Genomic DNA, 16,066 nt, shown 5'->3' with positions numbered 1-16,066 from the left:
AAGAGGGTTTATTTTTGTTCACGTGCAATTTTCCAGCCATGTCCACCCTACACCACAATGCTTTATAACAAGATCCCTTTAATGGGAGCACACAGAACCTCTTTAAAACAAGACGTTCAAACCTGTTTAAAACGAGAAGCTCAACGGTTCAACCCTGCCATCCTCAATCATCATTTTTCATTTTTAAAGAGCTCCCCATAACGTCCTTTATATCTTTAAATATCTTTAACGGTCTTTTGGTCTTGCATAAGTAGTGGTCTCAGAAAAGACGGTGCTACTCCTAATGGCTCCTCTTTACCTGCTTATGTGAGCTTTAATTTTTCAGCAGTTCAGACCTTTAAAGACCTGTTCGCCACATCTTTCCTAAAGAACACACAAATTCGCCTGGATGTTATTAATATCCTTGATCACACCTATAAACTCCGTGACGGAACAGGCGTAGGTGCTCCCCAATATGGGCTCAGGCGAACTATTCTCGCAGGCCTATCCCAACATTTTTAGGGGAGACCTCTCCCCCCTAGCCAAACTATTATACAACATTATTATTTAGATTTATTAGAATAACGTTGTCTACAAGACAAGCATTCTCTCTGCTTCTGAGAGATGTTTTTCTTTTCTTTTTTTATGATTTTTAATTAGTTTTTTATTGTGAATATTTTTTGGGCGTATTTTTATGCGCTGAAGGCTGTGGCATGATGTTTGAATTATGTTCATAGCGTGTTAGTGATTTCCTTAATGGATCGGATAACCGTCACACCACGACCCCCGTACTTTTACCGGTAAGCTCCTCGGCTCAAGTGCTGATAACCTCCTAGAAAGAACTTCAAGATAAGGCGCTAGGCTAAGCCGCAAACTAGGATAAAGGGGAGCCATAAAGACCACTAAAGCAGGAACCCCCACCTGACAGGCCAGAAGAATGTGTTTACGCGTTTGAGGCATTGGACCATCTGCAGCAGAAACCACCAGAATAGCGCCGTCCATCTGCGCAGCACCCGTAATCATATTTTTCACGTAGTCAGCGACCAGGACAATCAACGTGAGCATAATGTCTACCGGAAAGTTTGGAGATAGAGAGAATTGAAACGCCTCACAAAGAAGGCCCTTTATTATGGCAGGGTGAGTAATAGCCGCAATTGTTTTCTGGGATGGGAAATTATGCGTGATAGGGCATGAATCCACTGTATGACGCGCTGCTGCACATGAAATAGTTTCACCCTGGGGGGTATCTGGGGGGGTATAAAGTCGTTTTGCTGAAGCCATTCATGAGCGTAGGATAATGGGAAAGATCTAAAAAGCTTGCAAACGACAGCTGCGGCAGACGTGGTGTTAACCCAATAACTCATGAGGCATTATTCTATCAAGATCAACAAAACCTATACGTTTACGTTCTCTTGAAAAACCATACATTTTCTTAAAAAAAACCATATGCTCTCTGTTATAAACATTTGTCTTGTTTTCTTTAATAGTAAAGTAAAACACCTAATAAAAATTTAGTAACAAAGTATTAATATAAAAAAACCATAATATTTCCACATTCCTATGAAACCAAAAAAATACTGTTTTCTCTGTCCTTCCTCCATAATACTCCCCATAAATAACGAACAATTCATCCCCCAATATTAACCTTTTCAATATTTATGTTGATTTTTTCTGTTTTATAAGGCATTAAATTACCAACAATAAACAGAACAAGTGAATGGAACAGTGACAAATTGGTACGGAACAGCTTATTCAGCAGCACACCTTGTCTATAAAAAAATATCCGGTAAAACCCTTGCTTTTGGCTTACTTGCTGCGGGAACTGCCCTAACCTTTCATCACCATCATGCGCACGCCTCAACCCTTTACAGCAACCCCGTTGCTGGGTCTAGTTCTGCCGTTCATACCCCATGGGCAGAAAGTGTAAAAAAACACTTCTCTTCTCCCCAAGCAAACAATTTTCTTCCTAACGATCCTACAGAATCCTCTACCGATTCAGATGAGGCTCTTTCAACGGCAGTCCAAAACTCCAAATGGTCCCAAACGGGAGGAGCTAGTTGGTATACTGGCAGGTTTCCACACGGCCGTCAGCAGCTTACAGCAGCCCACCGTACTCTGCCTTTTGGGACAAAGGTTATGGTTCAATCACCCGATACAGGGCGCTCCATCATCGTAACCATTACCGATCGTGGGCCCTATATCCGTGGCCGTATTATTGACCTTTCCCGCAACGCCGCTGTCAAACTTGGCATATTACGCCGAGGGACAGGGCATGTGGTGATCTCTAAAATCGATTCCAAATCCATGCCTATGGAAGTGGCAGAAGCCCCTCAGAAATAATCTGTCCACAAATTTTGATTATCATTATCTTATTACACTATGATCTAGACTTGATTATCACTGGGGTCTAATGATCATTGGGTTTAAGAAGACCAAGAATGAGGATGTGAGCTTTTTACACTAACCCCTCTTCTTGGTCTATTTTAATGACTGGCTTCATTTCCTCTCATCCGAGCAGCTTGAACACAAAACAAAAACAACAACTGTTGCCAAACTGGAAACCTTGAAAAAAAGCCTTAAAAAAACAAGAAAAAACTTACTCAGGAAGACAGTTTTCCCACCATATCGGTGATGGGCTCCAAAGTGCCATTACCACAAGCGACCATTATCCATTATTAAGATCACCAGAGAAGGACCCATACCCTTTCGGCCAACGTCCTTTACTTTTTTCAATTAAAGGTAGAACCTCAATGCCTCCTATGCGAATCGTATTGATCGCTCTCATTCCCTTTTACGCCCCTTAGAGCAAAACAGACCCTTTGAAACCCTATGGAGGTTATACCCCATACACAAGCAAAACCAGCTTTGAATAGGGATAACAACCATAGAATACCGCCTCCATACCCTTGTTACAATGGGTTATTCCCGCGTACAGGTAGGTTTGGCGCCAACTTCCTTGCTGATATCTTTACCGCTCTGCTGGTCAACAACTCGCATTGAAAGCTTGACTTGATAGTGGGAGCCAATATCTGGAAGGTACAACAGATATCACCTGTACTTTCTGGCTAGAAAATGATCCCCTCGAAATGACCATTTTTAGCGACCCAATGGGTTTATCGATAGCCCTATATTGGCCTCTGCTAACCCTTAAAAGAGCTTATTCCCTAAACAAGCTATGCTTTCTTACCCCTACAGGCCAAAATGCCTGCTTATTCTTATTGGGTTTTGTGACAAAATCTCACCACCTTAAAAAATTACGAATAACCCCGTATCTTCAAGAAAGATCCTATTCATAATTCTGTACCAACACGCATAGTAATAATACAAAATGGAAATGTAAAAAACGCAGAGCCCCCATATTATCACCAGCCTCTCCGCGATCAAGCAACTTACGGAACATTTCAACGCCCGTTACAGTCGTTTTAACAGTATCACGAATACCAACAATATCACCTTCATCATCACAGTCAGACATTTTTCACCCTTCATCGGGCAGAAAAAAGCTTCACCTCCGCCCTTCCTTATCAAAGAGTGAGTGGTCCCTAAAGGGCATGGCCAGAAATCGAGAAAATGTCTTCAATTGGCATAAAAATGAACGATCAACAGGGCGTTATGGTTGCGGAATATAAGAATCAACAACGTCTATCAGATCTTTAATATTGTGTATACAGTTTGCCAAACACAGGGATAGCAATGATCAGCCTAACCTGGGATCGGTTTTTATAGAAAGGTTATAACCGCGAGCGACCGGGCCTCTACCGGTTTACGGATGAAAAGCTGATTATGTCGAGAAGAGGGGTACAGGAATGTTTTTATTAAGGCCAACCGACAATATCCGCCAGCTGATCCATCATGTTTTGCCCTATCAACCGCAGAGGCACATTATTATCTAAATGGAATTTATTGGCATGTTGCTGAAGGCCTATGGGAAAAATGCTCAGGACTATTGCAACAGATGGCTATAGGCTTACGCATATAGAAACAGAAGCACCGAAAAGAAATGATCATTTTCCGTAAAACAGTTTACAAACTCTATATTGGCTCTAGAGAGAAGCTGATGGAGTTGAATTTTCGGTGTGTTATACTGGATATAAGCTAGCTTTTTCGATCTGCATCATATCCACATCCTGGCTCTTATTCTTAACAAACCCGTGCCAGAGTTTTTTCTTTGCTGCTTTACGTGGGGATACCAGAGTGCCTTCAGTTTGGCTTGGAAAACACAAAGGTTAAAGTAGTCACACCTCCTCCGTGGTCATGTTACAAAAAACCGGTTGAGCCCCATCGAAGATCTCCCATCAAAGGTCAGAGAATCCTGAATCTTTAAGTCGGCCACGAGGTTCACGTTGTAGAAAATACCCCGCAACGGTTATATGCCCTACAAAATGGGGAAATTCCCATTTACGAACCCGGACTTGATACTCTTGTAAATACTAATATGCGGGCCGGCCAGACCCTCTTTCGGAAATACCATCGCTATGTTGTGCCTGTTAAAGGAACGCGTGCGACAGCTCTTTTCGCGACACACTATACCCTATTGACAACCCGCGTATTTTCTACAGGGGTTTTAATAGATAACTTGTTTAAAAAGCTTTTAGACAACATGGTCTGCAACATAGGCCTGCCTTTTCCCCATGGGCCGGTCCTCACCTTGTGTTGTATCTGTGTTAACATGCAGCTCCAAGGCGGCATTAAGCTCTGCCCCCAAAACAACAGCATAGGCCGTAACATAAAACCACATCATCACACCTGCCACAGTCCCTAAGGGCCCATAGGTGGTGGTATAATTGGCCATACGCCCCACATAAATGGAAAAAGCATAAGAGGAGAGACCCCATAAGATCATAGTAAACAATGCCCCAGGAATAACCCACCGCCATTTGGCCTTCCGCCGTGAGGGGCCATAGCGAAAAACAAAAGAAAAGGCAAAGAGAACAAATACGGCCAAGATACACAAGCTTCCCATCCGCACAAACAGGTCTGAGGACTGCTCAATAAAATCGACACCGAAGCTTTTACGCAGCTGATAGGGAACTGTAAGGGGAAGATAATGCACCATAGCAGGCAAAGCCACTAAAAGGGCCAAAGTCAGGATGGCAATAAGCAGGGAACCAATCGTCATTAAGAGACCGGTCATTTGATAATGCAGAAAGCTGCGGTGCTCTTCCTCTTGATAAGCAATATTTAAAGCAGAAAGAATAGACTTGGTGCCGGCAGAGGCCGCCCACAATGTGACCATGAACGAGAAAAACAGGTTAAAGGTTAGGGTGCTGTGAGGTTGCTCTAAAAGATTGTGGATTTGCTGGCTGATCATCTGATACAGGGAATTGGGCATGATAATACGCATTTTCTCTAACTGGGGTTCAACAGTATAGGGGTCAAACAACAAGCCATAGAGAGAGATAAGCGCACTAATGGAGGGAATAAGGGAGAGCGTGCCATAAAAAGCGCAACCTGCAGCAGAAAGCCCTGTTTGATCTGACCCCAAATTATGAAAAACCATACGAGCAACACGCTTCCATCCAGAAAAGGGGATCTGCCAGGGAAAGGCTACCCGATAACCTTGGTGAACCGCCTGCAAAAACGGCTGTTGGCGATTAGGGAAATTCCCCGCTGGCCCCTGTTGGACAAGACCCGATGCAAGGAGCTCCCTCTCTTCAGCGGAAGTCTCTGGAAGAGTCTCTGGAGGAATCTCTGAGGGAATAAAGGAAGACTCTGGTTGATTTTCCGGCATTATCTGCTGCATGAATGGCTCAGTTTCTCTTGAATATCGTGCTGTTGGCCTTACCTTGTTTTTAAACCGCTTGGAGTTTTTAACCATTTAGAATTTTTAACCGTTCTGGGAAATCCTCCTGGAAAACCGCTCTAAAAACCGTTCTGGGAGCTCTCATATTTTGGAGGCTCTCACTTAAAGCTTTTAAGAAGGTCTACAAAACCTCATAAGATTTTTCTCCGTTCCCAGAGTGAAGACTTTGAATAGCGCTTTTGTCCCAATAGCACTTTTATCCCAGCAGAAAATCTTCTCCTTCATAAGCATGCATATGAAATTGTAACGTTTAGTCTATACAAAAACAGTTTTCTCTTCGTGACAATACAAAATTGCCCTATAGAAGAAAAATAAGACCATTAAAATAATGGCTGTGGAAAGGATGTCACGTTTAAAGGCCATTTTTCTCTGCTTAAAGTATGAATGCTTTGTTTTTACTTAAGGCAGAGATAAGGTGTTCATGGTTCTTCATACATTTTTCTTACCATTGTCTTAAAAATTTATTCACTTTGGCTTGTGAACATCTTTTTACTCATGATACATATTTTTACTCATTATAATGTTTTCCCCTCTTCATGGTTGCCCTGATCGACCGCCTGTTTTCCCGTCAATAAAAGGATGGGAAATGGCTATAAAAAAAACAAAAGAAATAATAATTTATTTATTGCTTTTTTTTTCAGAAAACCCCATATCCGCAATCCTACGCAACAACGCACGTGCCCCTGGCCCTCAGCGGTTACGCAACGACGTCAAGCGTTCTAGCAATCAGGCTTTAGTGTTTTTAACTAAACCTTATTGGTCGCTGGTCCGTTAGACCGTTCGCAATATATTCTGCCCCTGCAGAATCTAGAATTAAGGGATGAGTGTGCAATGAATCCAAAAATAACCCGTTTTCTGGAAAACCAGGCTTTGCCAACGCCATATCTCGTGGTGGATGTTGATCATGTTGAATACCGCTATCAACAGCTTAAAACCCAACTACCCCAGGCCAGTATTTACTATGCTGTAAAAGCCAACCCTGCCATGGCTATTCTTGAACGCCTGGTCTCTTTGGGCTCTTCTTTTGATGCAGCCTCGTGGGAAGAGGTAGAATTATGCTTGCAAGCTGGTGCTCCTGCTGGGGGTATTTCGTTTGGCAATACCATCAAAAAAGCCTCTGCCATTGCACAAGCCTACCAGGCAGGAGTAAGGCTTTTTGCGTTTGACTGCCTAGAAGAACTAGAAAAAATTGCAGACCAGGCCCCAAATGCCCAAGTCTATTGCCGCCTGATGGTCGAAAATAAGGGAGCAGAATGGCCCCTTTCCCGCAAGTTCGGTACAACTCTGGACAATGCCAAAACCCTTATGCTCAAGGCCAAAGACCTAGGCCTCGACCCTTATGGACTCTCTTTCCATGTCGGCAGCCAACAAACCTCCATACACGCCTATGAGGCCGCTATCGCAAAAACAGCCCTGCTCTTTACAGACCTTGCCCACGCCGGGATCGATCTGCGCATGGTAAATCTCGGAGGCGGGTTTCCCATACGCTATCAGGAAGAGGTGCCAGAAATCGACCAGTTCACCAGCACCATCGCCCAAGCCATGACACAATATTTCAAAAACAACATCCCCCACATCATCATCGAACCAGGACGGTTCCTGGTGGGCGAAGCCGGCACAATCTGTTCAGAAGTGGTCTTGACCAGTCAAAGAGGCATTCCCGATGGGCCGAAATGGGTTTATCTTGATATTGGCCGTTTTGGGGGGTTGGCCGAAACCGAAGGAGAGGCCATTAAATACCAGATTGAGACCCCCTATCCGGAAGGGGATATGGTCTCTGCCGCCATTGCAGGGCCAACCTGTGATGGAGCCGATATTATGTATGAGAAAACGCCTTACCAGCTCCCCATTCAGCTTAAGTCAGGCGATCGGGTCAGCCTGCATTCAACAGGGGCGTATGTTTCTTCTTATTGTGCCACTAAATTTAACGGCTTCAAACCCTTAGCGGAATATTATATCTAGCAAAAGCCTTCAAATTCGGCTGACCGTTTTTTCTATGTGAACTGATGTGAATGTGAACCCAATTTTTGCCTGGTGATGTCTTCCCACCAGGCATTTGGGGGTGTGGCCTTAGTGTGTTTCGGGGAAACTGCCTTTTTCAAAAAGGAAACATGGCAAGGCTTGCTTAAGGGGGGCCCTCCCCCTCGTCCATCTTGGTAAAACGTGGCACGCCATCTCCTGCGGTTTGCATCCACATCTCTCTTGGCCTAACCCAATAAGTTCCTTCCTTCTCGCTTCTGTAAACCACCATCCACTCTTCTGTTTCACTGTGCCTGGCCAAAAATAGCACGGTATATTCCCCACCCTTATAATGGCGGTAACGGCCAACAACCGGTAAAAGAGGTGTTTGCCCGGATGCTTGCCCAGACACTTTCTCAGACATTTGCCCAAACTGGGAAGTATTATTTTCCCCAGGGGAATGATTGACAGAATGGCCAGCCCTTGCCTTCATGGTCTTTTTCCTTCCAGGGTTTTCCGTAAGATCTCCATAAAAACCTGTGTTATGCTCTCTCCTGGACAAGAAGGCAGGGTGCCCAACTGGGGCTCCCACTGCCCCTTACTCCCAATAACTGACAATCGCTTCCCCTCGGCCTAAGCCACCCACAACAAAAACGGGAATATCCTGTATTTAACGAGCCAATGGCCGATTGTTCAAGAGGATCCCCAAAAACCTCAACAAAAAACTTAAGATAAAAAACCTCAATAAAAAACTGGGGCCAATATATCTGTTTGCTTTCCCTGGTCAATTTTTTTATATCATTTATACCACAATGCCAAAACCCTATGAGAGCACTGTCAGAGTCCGTTCAGGCTATAACGCTCCCTTGACCTAACCTGGAGAACGCACAGCAATGTCAAAGCGCCTGTTTGCTTCCTTTCTCGCTGGCATAATGCTCAGCAGCACCGCTATTTCCCCCTTATTTGCCGCTGCTACCCCACACCATACAAGCCATAAAACCAAACATAGCCGCCACCATAAAAGCCACAATACGGCTTCTTCCTCTACTACCCCCCTTATGGTGCCCTTAACTGAACAACCTGGAAGCGAGCTCGACAAGATTGCCCGTAAACTCAGCGCTGATGATCTTGCCCTAGCCGCCCGTCATAATGAAAACCCGCTAGTACTCATCGGAACGGCCCACATCTCCAGTCGGGTCGATGCCAAGGCCCTTTTCATTCAACTCCAATCGGCTGGTATGTGTGGGTCTGCGGGCTGTTCAACGTCAGTCTATCTCAATAAGGGGGGAAGTTGGGTCAATGTGCTGGATTCCGTAAGTGGCCCCATCGCCATTCTGCCCGAAGAACATGACGGTATGAAAGATCTTTTGGTAGATGGGACGGATAAATGGATATGGCATAACGGCCAGTATCAGGACACTATTACAGCAACACCACCCCCCACCCGTTCCAACAAACGCCACCCAGCCAAACGTAAGGCCCACAAAGCCAAATCTGCCTCTAAAACCTCCGAGGAGGATACCCCCCCTCTTAAAGGCTAGCAACCCTGCCATGGCTATTCTTGAACGCCTGGTCTCTCTGGGCTCTTCTTTTGATGCAGCCTCGTGGGAAGAAGTAGAATTATGCTTGCAAGCTGGTACTCCTGCTGGAGGTATTTCGTTTGGCAATACCATCAAAAAAGCCTCTGCCATTGCACAAGCCTACCAGGCAGGAGTAAGGCTTTTTGCGTTTGCTGCCTAGAAGAACTAGAAAAAATTGCAGACCAGGCCCCAAATGCCCAAGTCTATTGTCGCCTGATGGTCGAAAACAAGGGAGCAGACTGACCCCTTTCGAAAGGTATATTACTAAGGAACTGCCGTTTCACTAACGAGCAAGCAATCGTGCTCTTTCGATGTTGCCGCTCTCCCAGCCTTTGGTGTAATCTGATAGTCGGCTTACAGGCAGAATTGTTGTCCGGATTCGAGACATATGTACCAATGCCAAGCTACGCTTGTGCTTCTTTAACACTTATTGCGGGTTAAACATTTCGTTTGTTTAAATAGCCCGTATGTTCATCGCGTAGGAGTGCCTGTAAGCCTTTTTATTTGCGAGTGATATGTCTTATCTTCATAAATTAAAATCTGCCACATCCAGAAAAGGGCTTGCAGAGATCTTGGGATATAGACCCAAGGCATTGACTTCGATTGTTTATATGACCCCGCTCGACCAGAAATACACGATTTTCGAGATCGACAAGAACTCTGGCGGTAAGCGAACGATTAAAGCCCCGGTTCCCAAGCTCAAGAAGTTGCAGTCGCACCTTTCCCACGTACTCAATGGATGCCTCGCGGAAATCGAGAGGGAACGAAGCGCAAAGCCGATTTCTTTCGGTTTTCGAAAGGGCCGTTCGATCGCCGAAAATGCCAGACGCCACAAGAGAAAACACTGGGTTCTCAACCTCGACCTGGAAGACTTCTTTCCTTCCTTTAACTTTGGTCGAGTACGCGGATTTTTCCTGAAGGACAAGGCGTTCGGCCTCCACCCCGAGGTGGCCACCACGATCGCTCAGATTGCATGCGACGGAGCGGCACTTCCTCAAGGAAGCCCTTGCTCGCCCGTAATCTCCGAGCTCATTGCTCAAATTCTGGACATGCATCTCGTTCGATTGGCCAAAAAATATAGCGTAACCTATACACGCTACGCCGACGATATCACCTTCTCGACAAGCCAAAGAGAGTTTCCAACCGGATTGGCAACCGTTGATACAAACGACCCTCCGGTCTGGCATTTGAGCGATGAGCTTGTTGACAAGATCGTAACCTCTGGGTTCACGGTCAACGCTGCCAAGACCCGAATGCATTTTCAGGATAGCAGGCAGATGGTCACTGGTTTGGTGGTCAATGAAAAGGTCAACATCCGCAGCGACTATTATCGCCGTGCTCGCGCCATGTGCGACGTGCTTTTCCAGACGGGGCAGTATTATAAGGTTATGACCCAACCCGATGACGATAATGAAGGCCCCAAGCCTGATCTGACCAGCAACCTCAATCCCCTTCAGGCATCCTTAGCCATATTTACTCAGTAACGCAAACCGAAGAACGCAGAGAACTCCCCGATCAGCGAAAAAAACCGCGTGCGATCCGAAAGCTTTTCCGCCGCTTCCTTTTCTATAAGTACTGCATAGCGCTTCAGGAGCCGCTAATTATTACAGAAGGCAAGACTGATTCCGTCTATTTGCGAGAAGCCATCAAGAGACGAGCGAAATTCCATCCCACCCTCGGAGCGCCCGGCAAGAACGGTTTTAAGCATGCTGTGAGGTACTTTAACTATAACTATGGCAGCAAGTTGGCCAATGAAGTAATGGATTTAAGAGGCGGTACGGGCGATCTGAAATCAATCCCGCTAGACTATCTGCACAACCTCAAACTTTCAAAGAGTTCACATAAACCGTTTGCGCATAAGCCAATGAAGCATCCTGTCATCATCGTTCTCGATAATGACGATGGGTTGGAGCCCGTCGCGAAAGCCGCGAAGGAAGTTCATTCTAAACTAACTCGCAATAACGAAGGCTCTCCCCCTGTTACGAGTCCTGCAAAGGAAACTAGTAATCTACTCATCGAAATACCGTCCACAGCCGATTTCTACCATGTGACAGAGAACCTCTATATCGTAAAAGCGCCCGAGAAAAAAATGCCTACGCCAAAAACGCTCAAAAAAGAGTTATACACTTGTATCGAAGACCTATTTCCAGAGAAATGGCGCAATCACGAGATCAATGGCAAGAAGTTGAGTCTCACCAACGGAAAAGAATTCGATTCCTCCAAGCATTACAGCAAAATGATTTTTGCGAAATCTGTCTTGAAGGCCAACGCAGACAAGATCGATTTTTCGGGCTTCGATCCCTTGCTAGAGCGCATCCAAAAGGCCATCCTGCATCACGCCGCCAAGCAGTAGAGCAAGCTATAGAGAGAGTGTACGATCGAGCCTTATCCGCGTCAGCGAGCATGCAGGCTTCGTCCAATTCCCTCAAGCCCCGGAGCATTTCCATGGGTTGGGAGCATACCAAGCCTGTCCGATTTGGCAGGGTACGCGCGCATATCTGCTGAATAGTGGTCTGAAGAGGGTTTATTGTGGCTTGAAGGAATGATTCCGCAAATTTTTCTGCATATTATCTACACAGGCAAAAATTGGTGATTTTTGTCCCTGTTTTTCAAATATGTGATGAAATCCAAGGATCTGGAGCGGGTGAAGGGAATCGAACCCTCGTATGCAGCTTGGGAAGCTGCCGTTCTACCATTGAACTACACCCGCATACCGTTCTAAATGCCATAGAAGAATTTATGCCCTTCTTGTAGCCAAGTTTTTCTTTAAAAGCAATCGGGTTTGTATTTTAATGTCATCATATTATATGTATAACCACATTGGCCGATAAAGCTGCCCCATGCTTTCCCAGTGAAATGGGGAAAGATTTTGACCACCTTTTTCATTTTTCTAACAGGACTACCCCTTTATGGCTGAAGATTTTTTCCACCGTGCCCAGGTTTTTTTTGATCCGGAAGGCCTGCCGCTAGATTTGGGTAAAAACCTGGGGCGCTTTGAAGCGGTGACCGAAAAAATACATGTCAGTGTTAAGGCCTTTTGGCTCGAAGATCAATCAACACCAGAGGAAGGCCTATTTTGCTGGGCCTATCATATTCGGGTGGAAAACCACGGCAGCGACACTGTAAAACTCCTGAGTCGCCAGTGGGAAATTATCGATGGGGGCGGCCGTATAGAGCATGTTCAAGGGCATGGTGTGGTAGGGGAACAACCCGTGCTGAACGCTGGTGTTGCTTTTGAGTATACTTCCAGTGTTATGCTGCGCTCCCCCTCAGGTTTTATGCGCGGGAAATACACCCTGATCAACCATGCCACCAATGAACGATTTGATATCCAGATCCCCACCTTCAGCCTTGACAGCCCCTATCAGTTTCAACTGGTTCAATAGTCGACCTCCCCTTTTATACGCCGATCAGATATGGATACAACCATGACGACATCTCCCCCCAAAAAAAACCGCCCTACAGCAACCCCCACCCGCACAGAAGCTGAAGACGCCATACGCACCCTCCTCCGCTGGATAGGTGAGGACCCAGAGAGGGAAGGATTACAAGAAACTCCTCAAAGAGTTATTCGCTCCTATGATGAATTTTTCGAAGGTTATAACCAAGACCCGCTGGACTATTTAAGCCGCGTTTTTGAAGAAGTCGGAAACTATAATGAAAGCGTTATATTAAGGGATATCCGCTTTGAAAGCCACTGTGAACACCATATGGTTCCCATCATCGGCATTGTTCATATCGCCTATCTCCCCAATAAACGGGTTGTAGGGATTTCCAAACTCGCCCGGGTGGTGAATGCCTATGCGCGCCGCCTGCAAATTCAAGAACGATTAACCGCTGAAATTGCCAACGCCATTCATACTGCCCTGCAACCCCAAGGCGTGGCCGTTTTTATAGAATCAGACCATCACTGCATGACAACCCGCGGTGTTCATCGCCCTGGTGTTTCCATGAGCACTTCTACCCTACTTGGCAAGTATAAAACCGACCCTGCCCTGCGACAGGAGTTAATAGCCCAAATTTTTGCCCCTCGCACAGCCTTTTTACGGTAACCTAAACCGGTTAGCTTTTAGGCATGAGCCCTAGGATAAACGTAAACTGGGGATAAGAGTAAACTTGGGATAGACGTAAATCTGGGGAGCGTTTTTTCCAAGCCATGCATATTATACACCCCTGCCCTCTTATTCCCCTTCAAGGGGAGACCTCTTCTCTGGTGGAGGAAAATTTCTTTATTGATCAATGCATTAAGCTATAAAACGCCATTTTAATATTTTCTTTTTCTTCTTTAGCTCCCCGATTGTTGTACTTTGTTACACCATTCTGGATCTATTTCCATTAAGCTGACACAAAATTTACCATCGACCACAGCCTTGTTATTTTAATGTCGTATTATTTTAATGCCATAATCCCTTGTTGACACTCTCTCTAAAAAAAGCCTTCTACCAGGCGGCTCCTGTAGGCATTTATGCCGTATCCCTTAAAAACTGGCTTTTCCCACCAGGGTGCTGGAGCTTTTGCCTCCGCACGTGGCTTTCTGTTGTACTGGCCTTAAGTGCTTCGTTCTGGCTTCAGCTAGAGTCCCCTTCGTCGGCTGCTATCACGGTTATGCTCCTTGCCCAACCCTTGCGCGGCCAAGTCCTTTCCAAGGCCATATACCGCATGGCGGCGACTATCATTGGGGCTATAGTCTCCATTATTCTGGTCGCCCTCTTCCCCCAAGAACGCTACCTTTTACTAGGTGGAATGGGTCTATGGTTGTGCACCTGTGTCGCTATTGGCTCTCTGGAGCGGGATTTTCGCTCTTATGGAGCCATTCTAGCCGGCTATACTGCCATTATTATCAGCATTGCCGCCATAGACCAGCCCCAAGATGTTTTTGAGCTTGCCGTAAACCGTACCGCAGCCATTGCCGTGGGTATTGCTACTGTAGCCTGTATTAACGATTTTTTTGGCTCCCCTACAGCATGGAAAAAACTGGCAGAAAAACTGCATCTTATTTCTCAGGAAGTCTATAGCCTGGCCGATCGGGCTATAGAAGGTCACCCGCTGCCCAATGACAAGACGATAGCCGAGCTAGCAGCCCGTATCATTGGGCTGATTTCAGATATGTCCTTTGCCAGGACAGAAATGGAAGACAGCGTTTATCGCACAGCAGGTGCCCGTTCTGCTATGGTAGGAATGTTAGATATTATTTCCTGCAGCCGGGCCATTAACGATATTTTGCACCACCAGCCCATTACCCAGCAGCTTCATACAAAAATACGCACCTATTACACAAGCGAGATGCCAGCAGCCCTTTCCGTTTACCAAACACAAAATGCCCTAGAAACCTTGCTTGAGAAAGACCAGAAAACAGGGCAACTCATTCTTCCCACTTCCCCACAGGAAGCCTTTTTGATTGAGCGTACTGAACGGATTGTTTTGCAAACACGCTGGGTTGCTAACGGGATTGACACCCTTATTCGGGGGCGCAAGGCAGCCTCAGCCTCCCCACCTACCCGTATTGTTCGCCACCAGGATAGGTTTGCCGCTTTTATGAATGCGCTCAGAACCCTGTTTGGTTTTTCCATCACGGCATTTGTTTGTGTTTTATCGGGTATTCCAGCCATTACCATTACACTGAGCCAGGTCTCTATTATGCTCACCCAGGCAGGGCTTAACCCAGCACCAAAAGCTATTGGCTATGGCTCTCTCATCGGCATTCCCCTCACCATATGCAGTGCCGCAATAGTGAATTATTTTGCTCTCCCTTACGGCAACAGCATGGTTTATCTGGCCATTATCCTCCTCCCCCAGGTGTTTCTGGCGTGCCTTTTGCTGCTTAACCCAAAAACCAGCCAGATAGGCTTTAATTTTGGGGTGTTCTTTTTTGCCGTCCTCTCCCTTGAGAACCGCCATGATTTTGATCCCACCGCTTTTGTGGACAGAAGTGTTTATTTCCTCTTTGCCTCTATCCTGATTTTTATCTGCATTGTATTGATCTTTCCTGTTTCTGCGCGCCGTCGAAGGTTTCGGATTGCCCTTTCTGTTGTAACTGATCTTAAAAACCAATTCTTCCATATTGGCGAACATGAAGGTCCCGCCCTGGTGACCCGCCAATATGACAGACTGGCCCAAACCCTATTATGGAATGACCAACGCCCACAAACCCTGGCTGCTGAAAAGGTTTTCTCACGGTTAATGTCGCTGGGGGATTTAAACGGGGCCCTGGCCAGAAGCAGGCGCTATCTGGAACGAGCCTGCCATATTCCTGCCGCCCTGCCAGCTGCCCAAGAGGCCCTAAGCGCCATTACCGACCATGACAGGGCCATAACCATCTCTTCCATCCTGTTCTGTTGCGAGACATTTTTACAGATACGCGCAAACCTTATCCGTGAAGAACAAGGGGTAGTTTTAAGCTGTGCTGCAGCGCTTTACCATGTTGCCCACCTGTTGAAGCATAATACCCGTGCCCTTTACCATTCCGATATTATTGCTGTGAAGGCCAATTAAACCATGTCTGGTGTGATTGATATTAACGGTGTGCTGATTTCCTCTTTTGTCTACAATGCCCTCTTGAGCCTGGTGGCGATCGTATTAATCCGCCCCGTGCTGACAAGGCTTAAAATCCATACCCTGTTCTGGAACTTACCCTTAGCAGAATTTGCCTTACTCATTTGTTTTTTAGCCTTATTTACCCTTTTATTCTGATGGTTTTGTATTTTTTTTATTTTCATTCGTACTGCTTTTATTTTCAAAGGAATTT

12 protein-coding genes, 1 tRNA gene and 3 pseudogenes are annotated in these 16,066 nt (G+C 45.9%); 11 read left to right on the top strand and 5 right to left on the bottom strand.

Annotated elements, in window-relative coordinates:
• Positions 1–252: 252 nt before the first annotated feature.
• Positions 253–501: pseudogene (locus tag JGUZn3_RS12305) on the top strand (TonB-dependent receptor); the annotation flags it as partial.
• 369 nt (positions 502–870) lie between these two features.
• On the opposite strand, the pseudogene JGUZn3_RS04205 reads toward JGUZn3_RS12305, so the two are convergent.
• Positions 871–1,051 (bottom strand): annotated as a pseudogene (locus JGUZn3_RS04205) (GTP-binding protein); the annotation flags it as partial.
• Between the two features lie 653 nt (positions 1,052–1,704).
• Between JGUZn3_RS04205 and JGUZn3_RS04200 the strand changes: the two are divergent.
• Positions 1,705–2,319, top strand: coding sequence for a septal ring lytic transglycosylase RlpA family protein (locus JGUZn3_RS04200; protein WP_238996896.1), 615 nt, complete (start codon positions 1,705–1,707; stop codon positions 2,317–2,319).
• A gap of 946 nt (positions 2,320–3,265) precedes the next feature.
• On the opposite strand, the gene JGUZn3_RS12980 is transcribed toward JGUZn3_RS04200, so the two are convergent.
• Positions 3,266–3,454 (bottom strand): hypothetical protein, encoded by a 189-nt coding sequence (locus tag JGUZn3_RS12980; protein WP_203414449.1) that lies wholly within the window; start codon positions 3,452–3,454, stop codon positions 3,266–3,268.
• 1,116 nt (positions 3,455–4,570) lie between these two features.
• Complete coding sequence (locus JGUZn3_RS12290) at positions 4,571–5,710, bottom strand: YihY/virulence factor BrkB family protein (RefSeq protein WP_238996895.1); 1,140 nt, start codon at positions 5,708–5,710, stop codon at positions 4,571–4,573.
• A 903-nt stretch (positions 5,711–6,613) separates the two neighbouring features.
• Here JGUZn3_RS12290 and JGUZn3_RS04185 point away from each other — a divergent pair.
• Positions 6,614–7,744, top strand: coding sequence for a type III PLP-dependent enzyme (locus JGUZn3_RS04185; RefSeq protein ID WP_203414448.1), 1,131 nt, complete (start codon positions 6,614–6,616; stop codon positions 7,742–7,744).
• 163 nt (positions 7,745–7,907) lie between these two features.
• Here JGUZn3_RS04185 and JGUZn3_RS04180 read toward each other — a convergent pair whose 3' ends face one another.
• Positions 7,908–8,234, bottom strand: a complete 327-nt coding sequence (locus JGUZn3_RS04180; protein ID WP_238996894.1) for a DUF1653 domain-containing protein — start codon at positions 8,232–8,234, stop codon at positions 7,908–7,910.
• A 400-nt stretch (positions 8,235–8,634) separates the two neighbouring features.
• On the opposite strand from JGUZn3_RS04180, the gene JGUZn3_RS04175 reads away from it, so the two are divergent.
• From JGUZn3_RS04175 to JGUZn3_RS04160, 4 genes and pseudogenes are all read left to right on the top strand, one after another.
• On the top strand, positions 8,635–9,282 hold the full coding sequence (locus JGUZn3_RS04175) for a hypothetical protein (protein WP_238996893.1): 648 nt from the start codon (positions 8,635–8,637) through the stop codon (positions 9,280–9,282).
• A pseudogene (locus tag JGUZn3_RS12285) lies at positions 9,236–9,561 on the top strand (type III PLP-dependent enzyme); the annotation flags it as partial. The gene JGUZn3_RS04175 and the pseudogene JGUZn3_RS12285, both read left to right, overlap by 47 nt.
• 353 nt (positions 9,562–9,914) lie before the next feature.
• The gene (locus tag JGUZn3_RS04165; RefSeq protein ID WP_203414447.1) at positions 9,915–10,805 is read left to right on the top strand and encodes a reverse transcriptase domain-containing protein; all 891 of its coding nucleotides are present in this window, start codon (positions 9,915–9,917) and stop codon (positions 10,803–10,805) included.
• Between the two features lie 149 nt (positions 10,806–10,954).
• Positions 10,955–11,674 (top strand): hypothetical protein, encoded by a 720-nt coding sequence (locus JGUZn3_RS04160; protein ID WP_203414446.1) that lies wholly within the window; start codon positions 10,955–10,957, stop codon positions 11,672–11,674.
• A 283-nt stretch (positions 11,675–11,957) separates the two neighbouring features.
• Here the strand turns inward: JGUZn3_RS04160 and JGUZn3_RS04155 are convergent.
• Positions 11,958–12,031, bottom strand: a tRNA-Gly gene (locus JGUZn3_RS04155).
• A gap of 199 nt (positions 12,032–12,230) precedes the next feature.
• On the opposite strand from JGUZn3_RS04155, the gene apaG reads away from it, so the two are divergent.
• The 4 genes from apaG to JGUZn3_RS04135 all read left to right on the top strand — a co-directional run bounded on the left by apaG (position 12,231) and on the right by JGUZn3_RS04135 (position 16,011).
• A complete protein-coding gene (apaG, locus tag JGUZn3_RS04150; RefSeq protein ID WP_203414445.1) occupies positions 12,231–12,707 on the top strand; it encodes a Co2+/Mg2+ efflux protein ApaG in 477 nt (158 codons plus the stop codon).
• A gap of 42 nt (positions 12,708–12,749) precedes the next feature.
• Positions 12,750–13,373 (top strand): GTP cyclohydrolase I FolE, encoded by a 624-nt coding sequence (folE, locus tag JGUZn3_RS04145; RefSeq protein ID WP_203414444.1) that lies wholly within the window; start codon positions 12,750–12,752, stop codon positions 13,371–13,373.
• Positions 13,374–13,731: 358 nt separating this feature from the next.
• The gene (locus JGUZn3_RS04140) at positions 13,732–15,813 is read left to right on the top strand and encodes an FUSC family protein (protein ID WP_203414443.1); all 2,082 of its coding nucleotides are present in this window, start codon (positions 13,732–13,734) and stop codon (positions 15,811–15,813) included.
• 3 nt (positions 15,814–15,816) lie between these two features.
• Positions 15,817–16,011 carry a DUF1656 domain-containing protein gene (locus JGUZn3_RS04135; protein ID WP_203414442.1) on the top strand — a complete coding sequence of 65 codons (195 nt, stop codon included), beginning with the start codon at positions 15,817–15,819 and terminating at the stop codon, positions 16,009–16,011.
• The last annotated feature ends 55 nt before the right edge of the window (positions 16,012–16,066 follow it).

The organism is Entomobacter blattae, assembly GCF_014672835.1.
In the GTDB taxonomy this organism is placed as follows: Bacteria; Pseudomonadota; Alphaproteobacteria; order Acetobacterales; family Acetobacteraceae; genus Entomobacter; species Entomobacter blattae.
The sequence above is the reverse complement of the archived record's forward strand: the minus strand, read 5'-3'. Positions and strand labels throughout refer to the sequence as shown.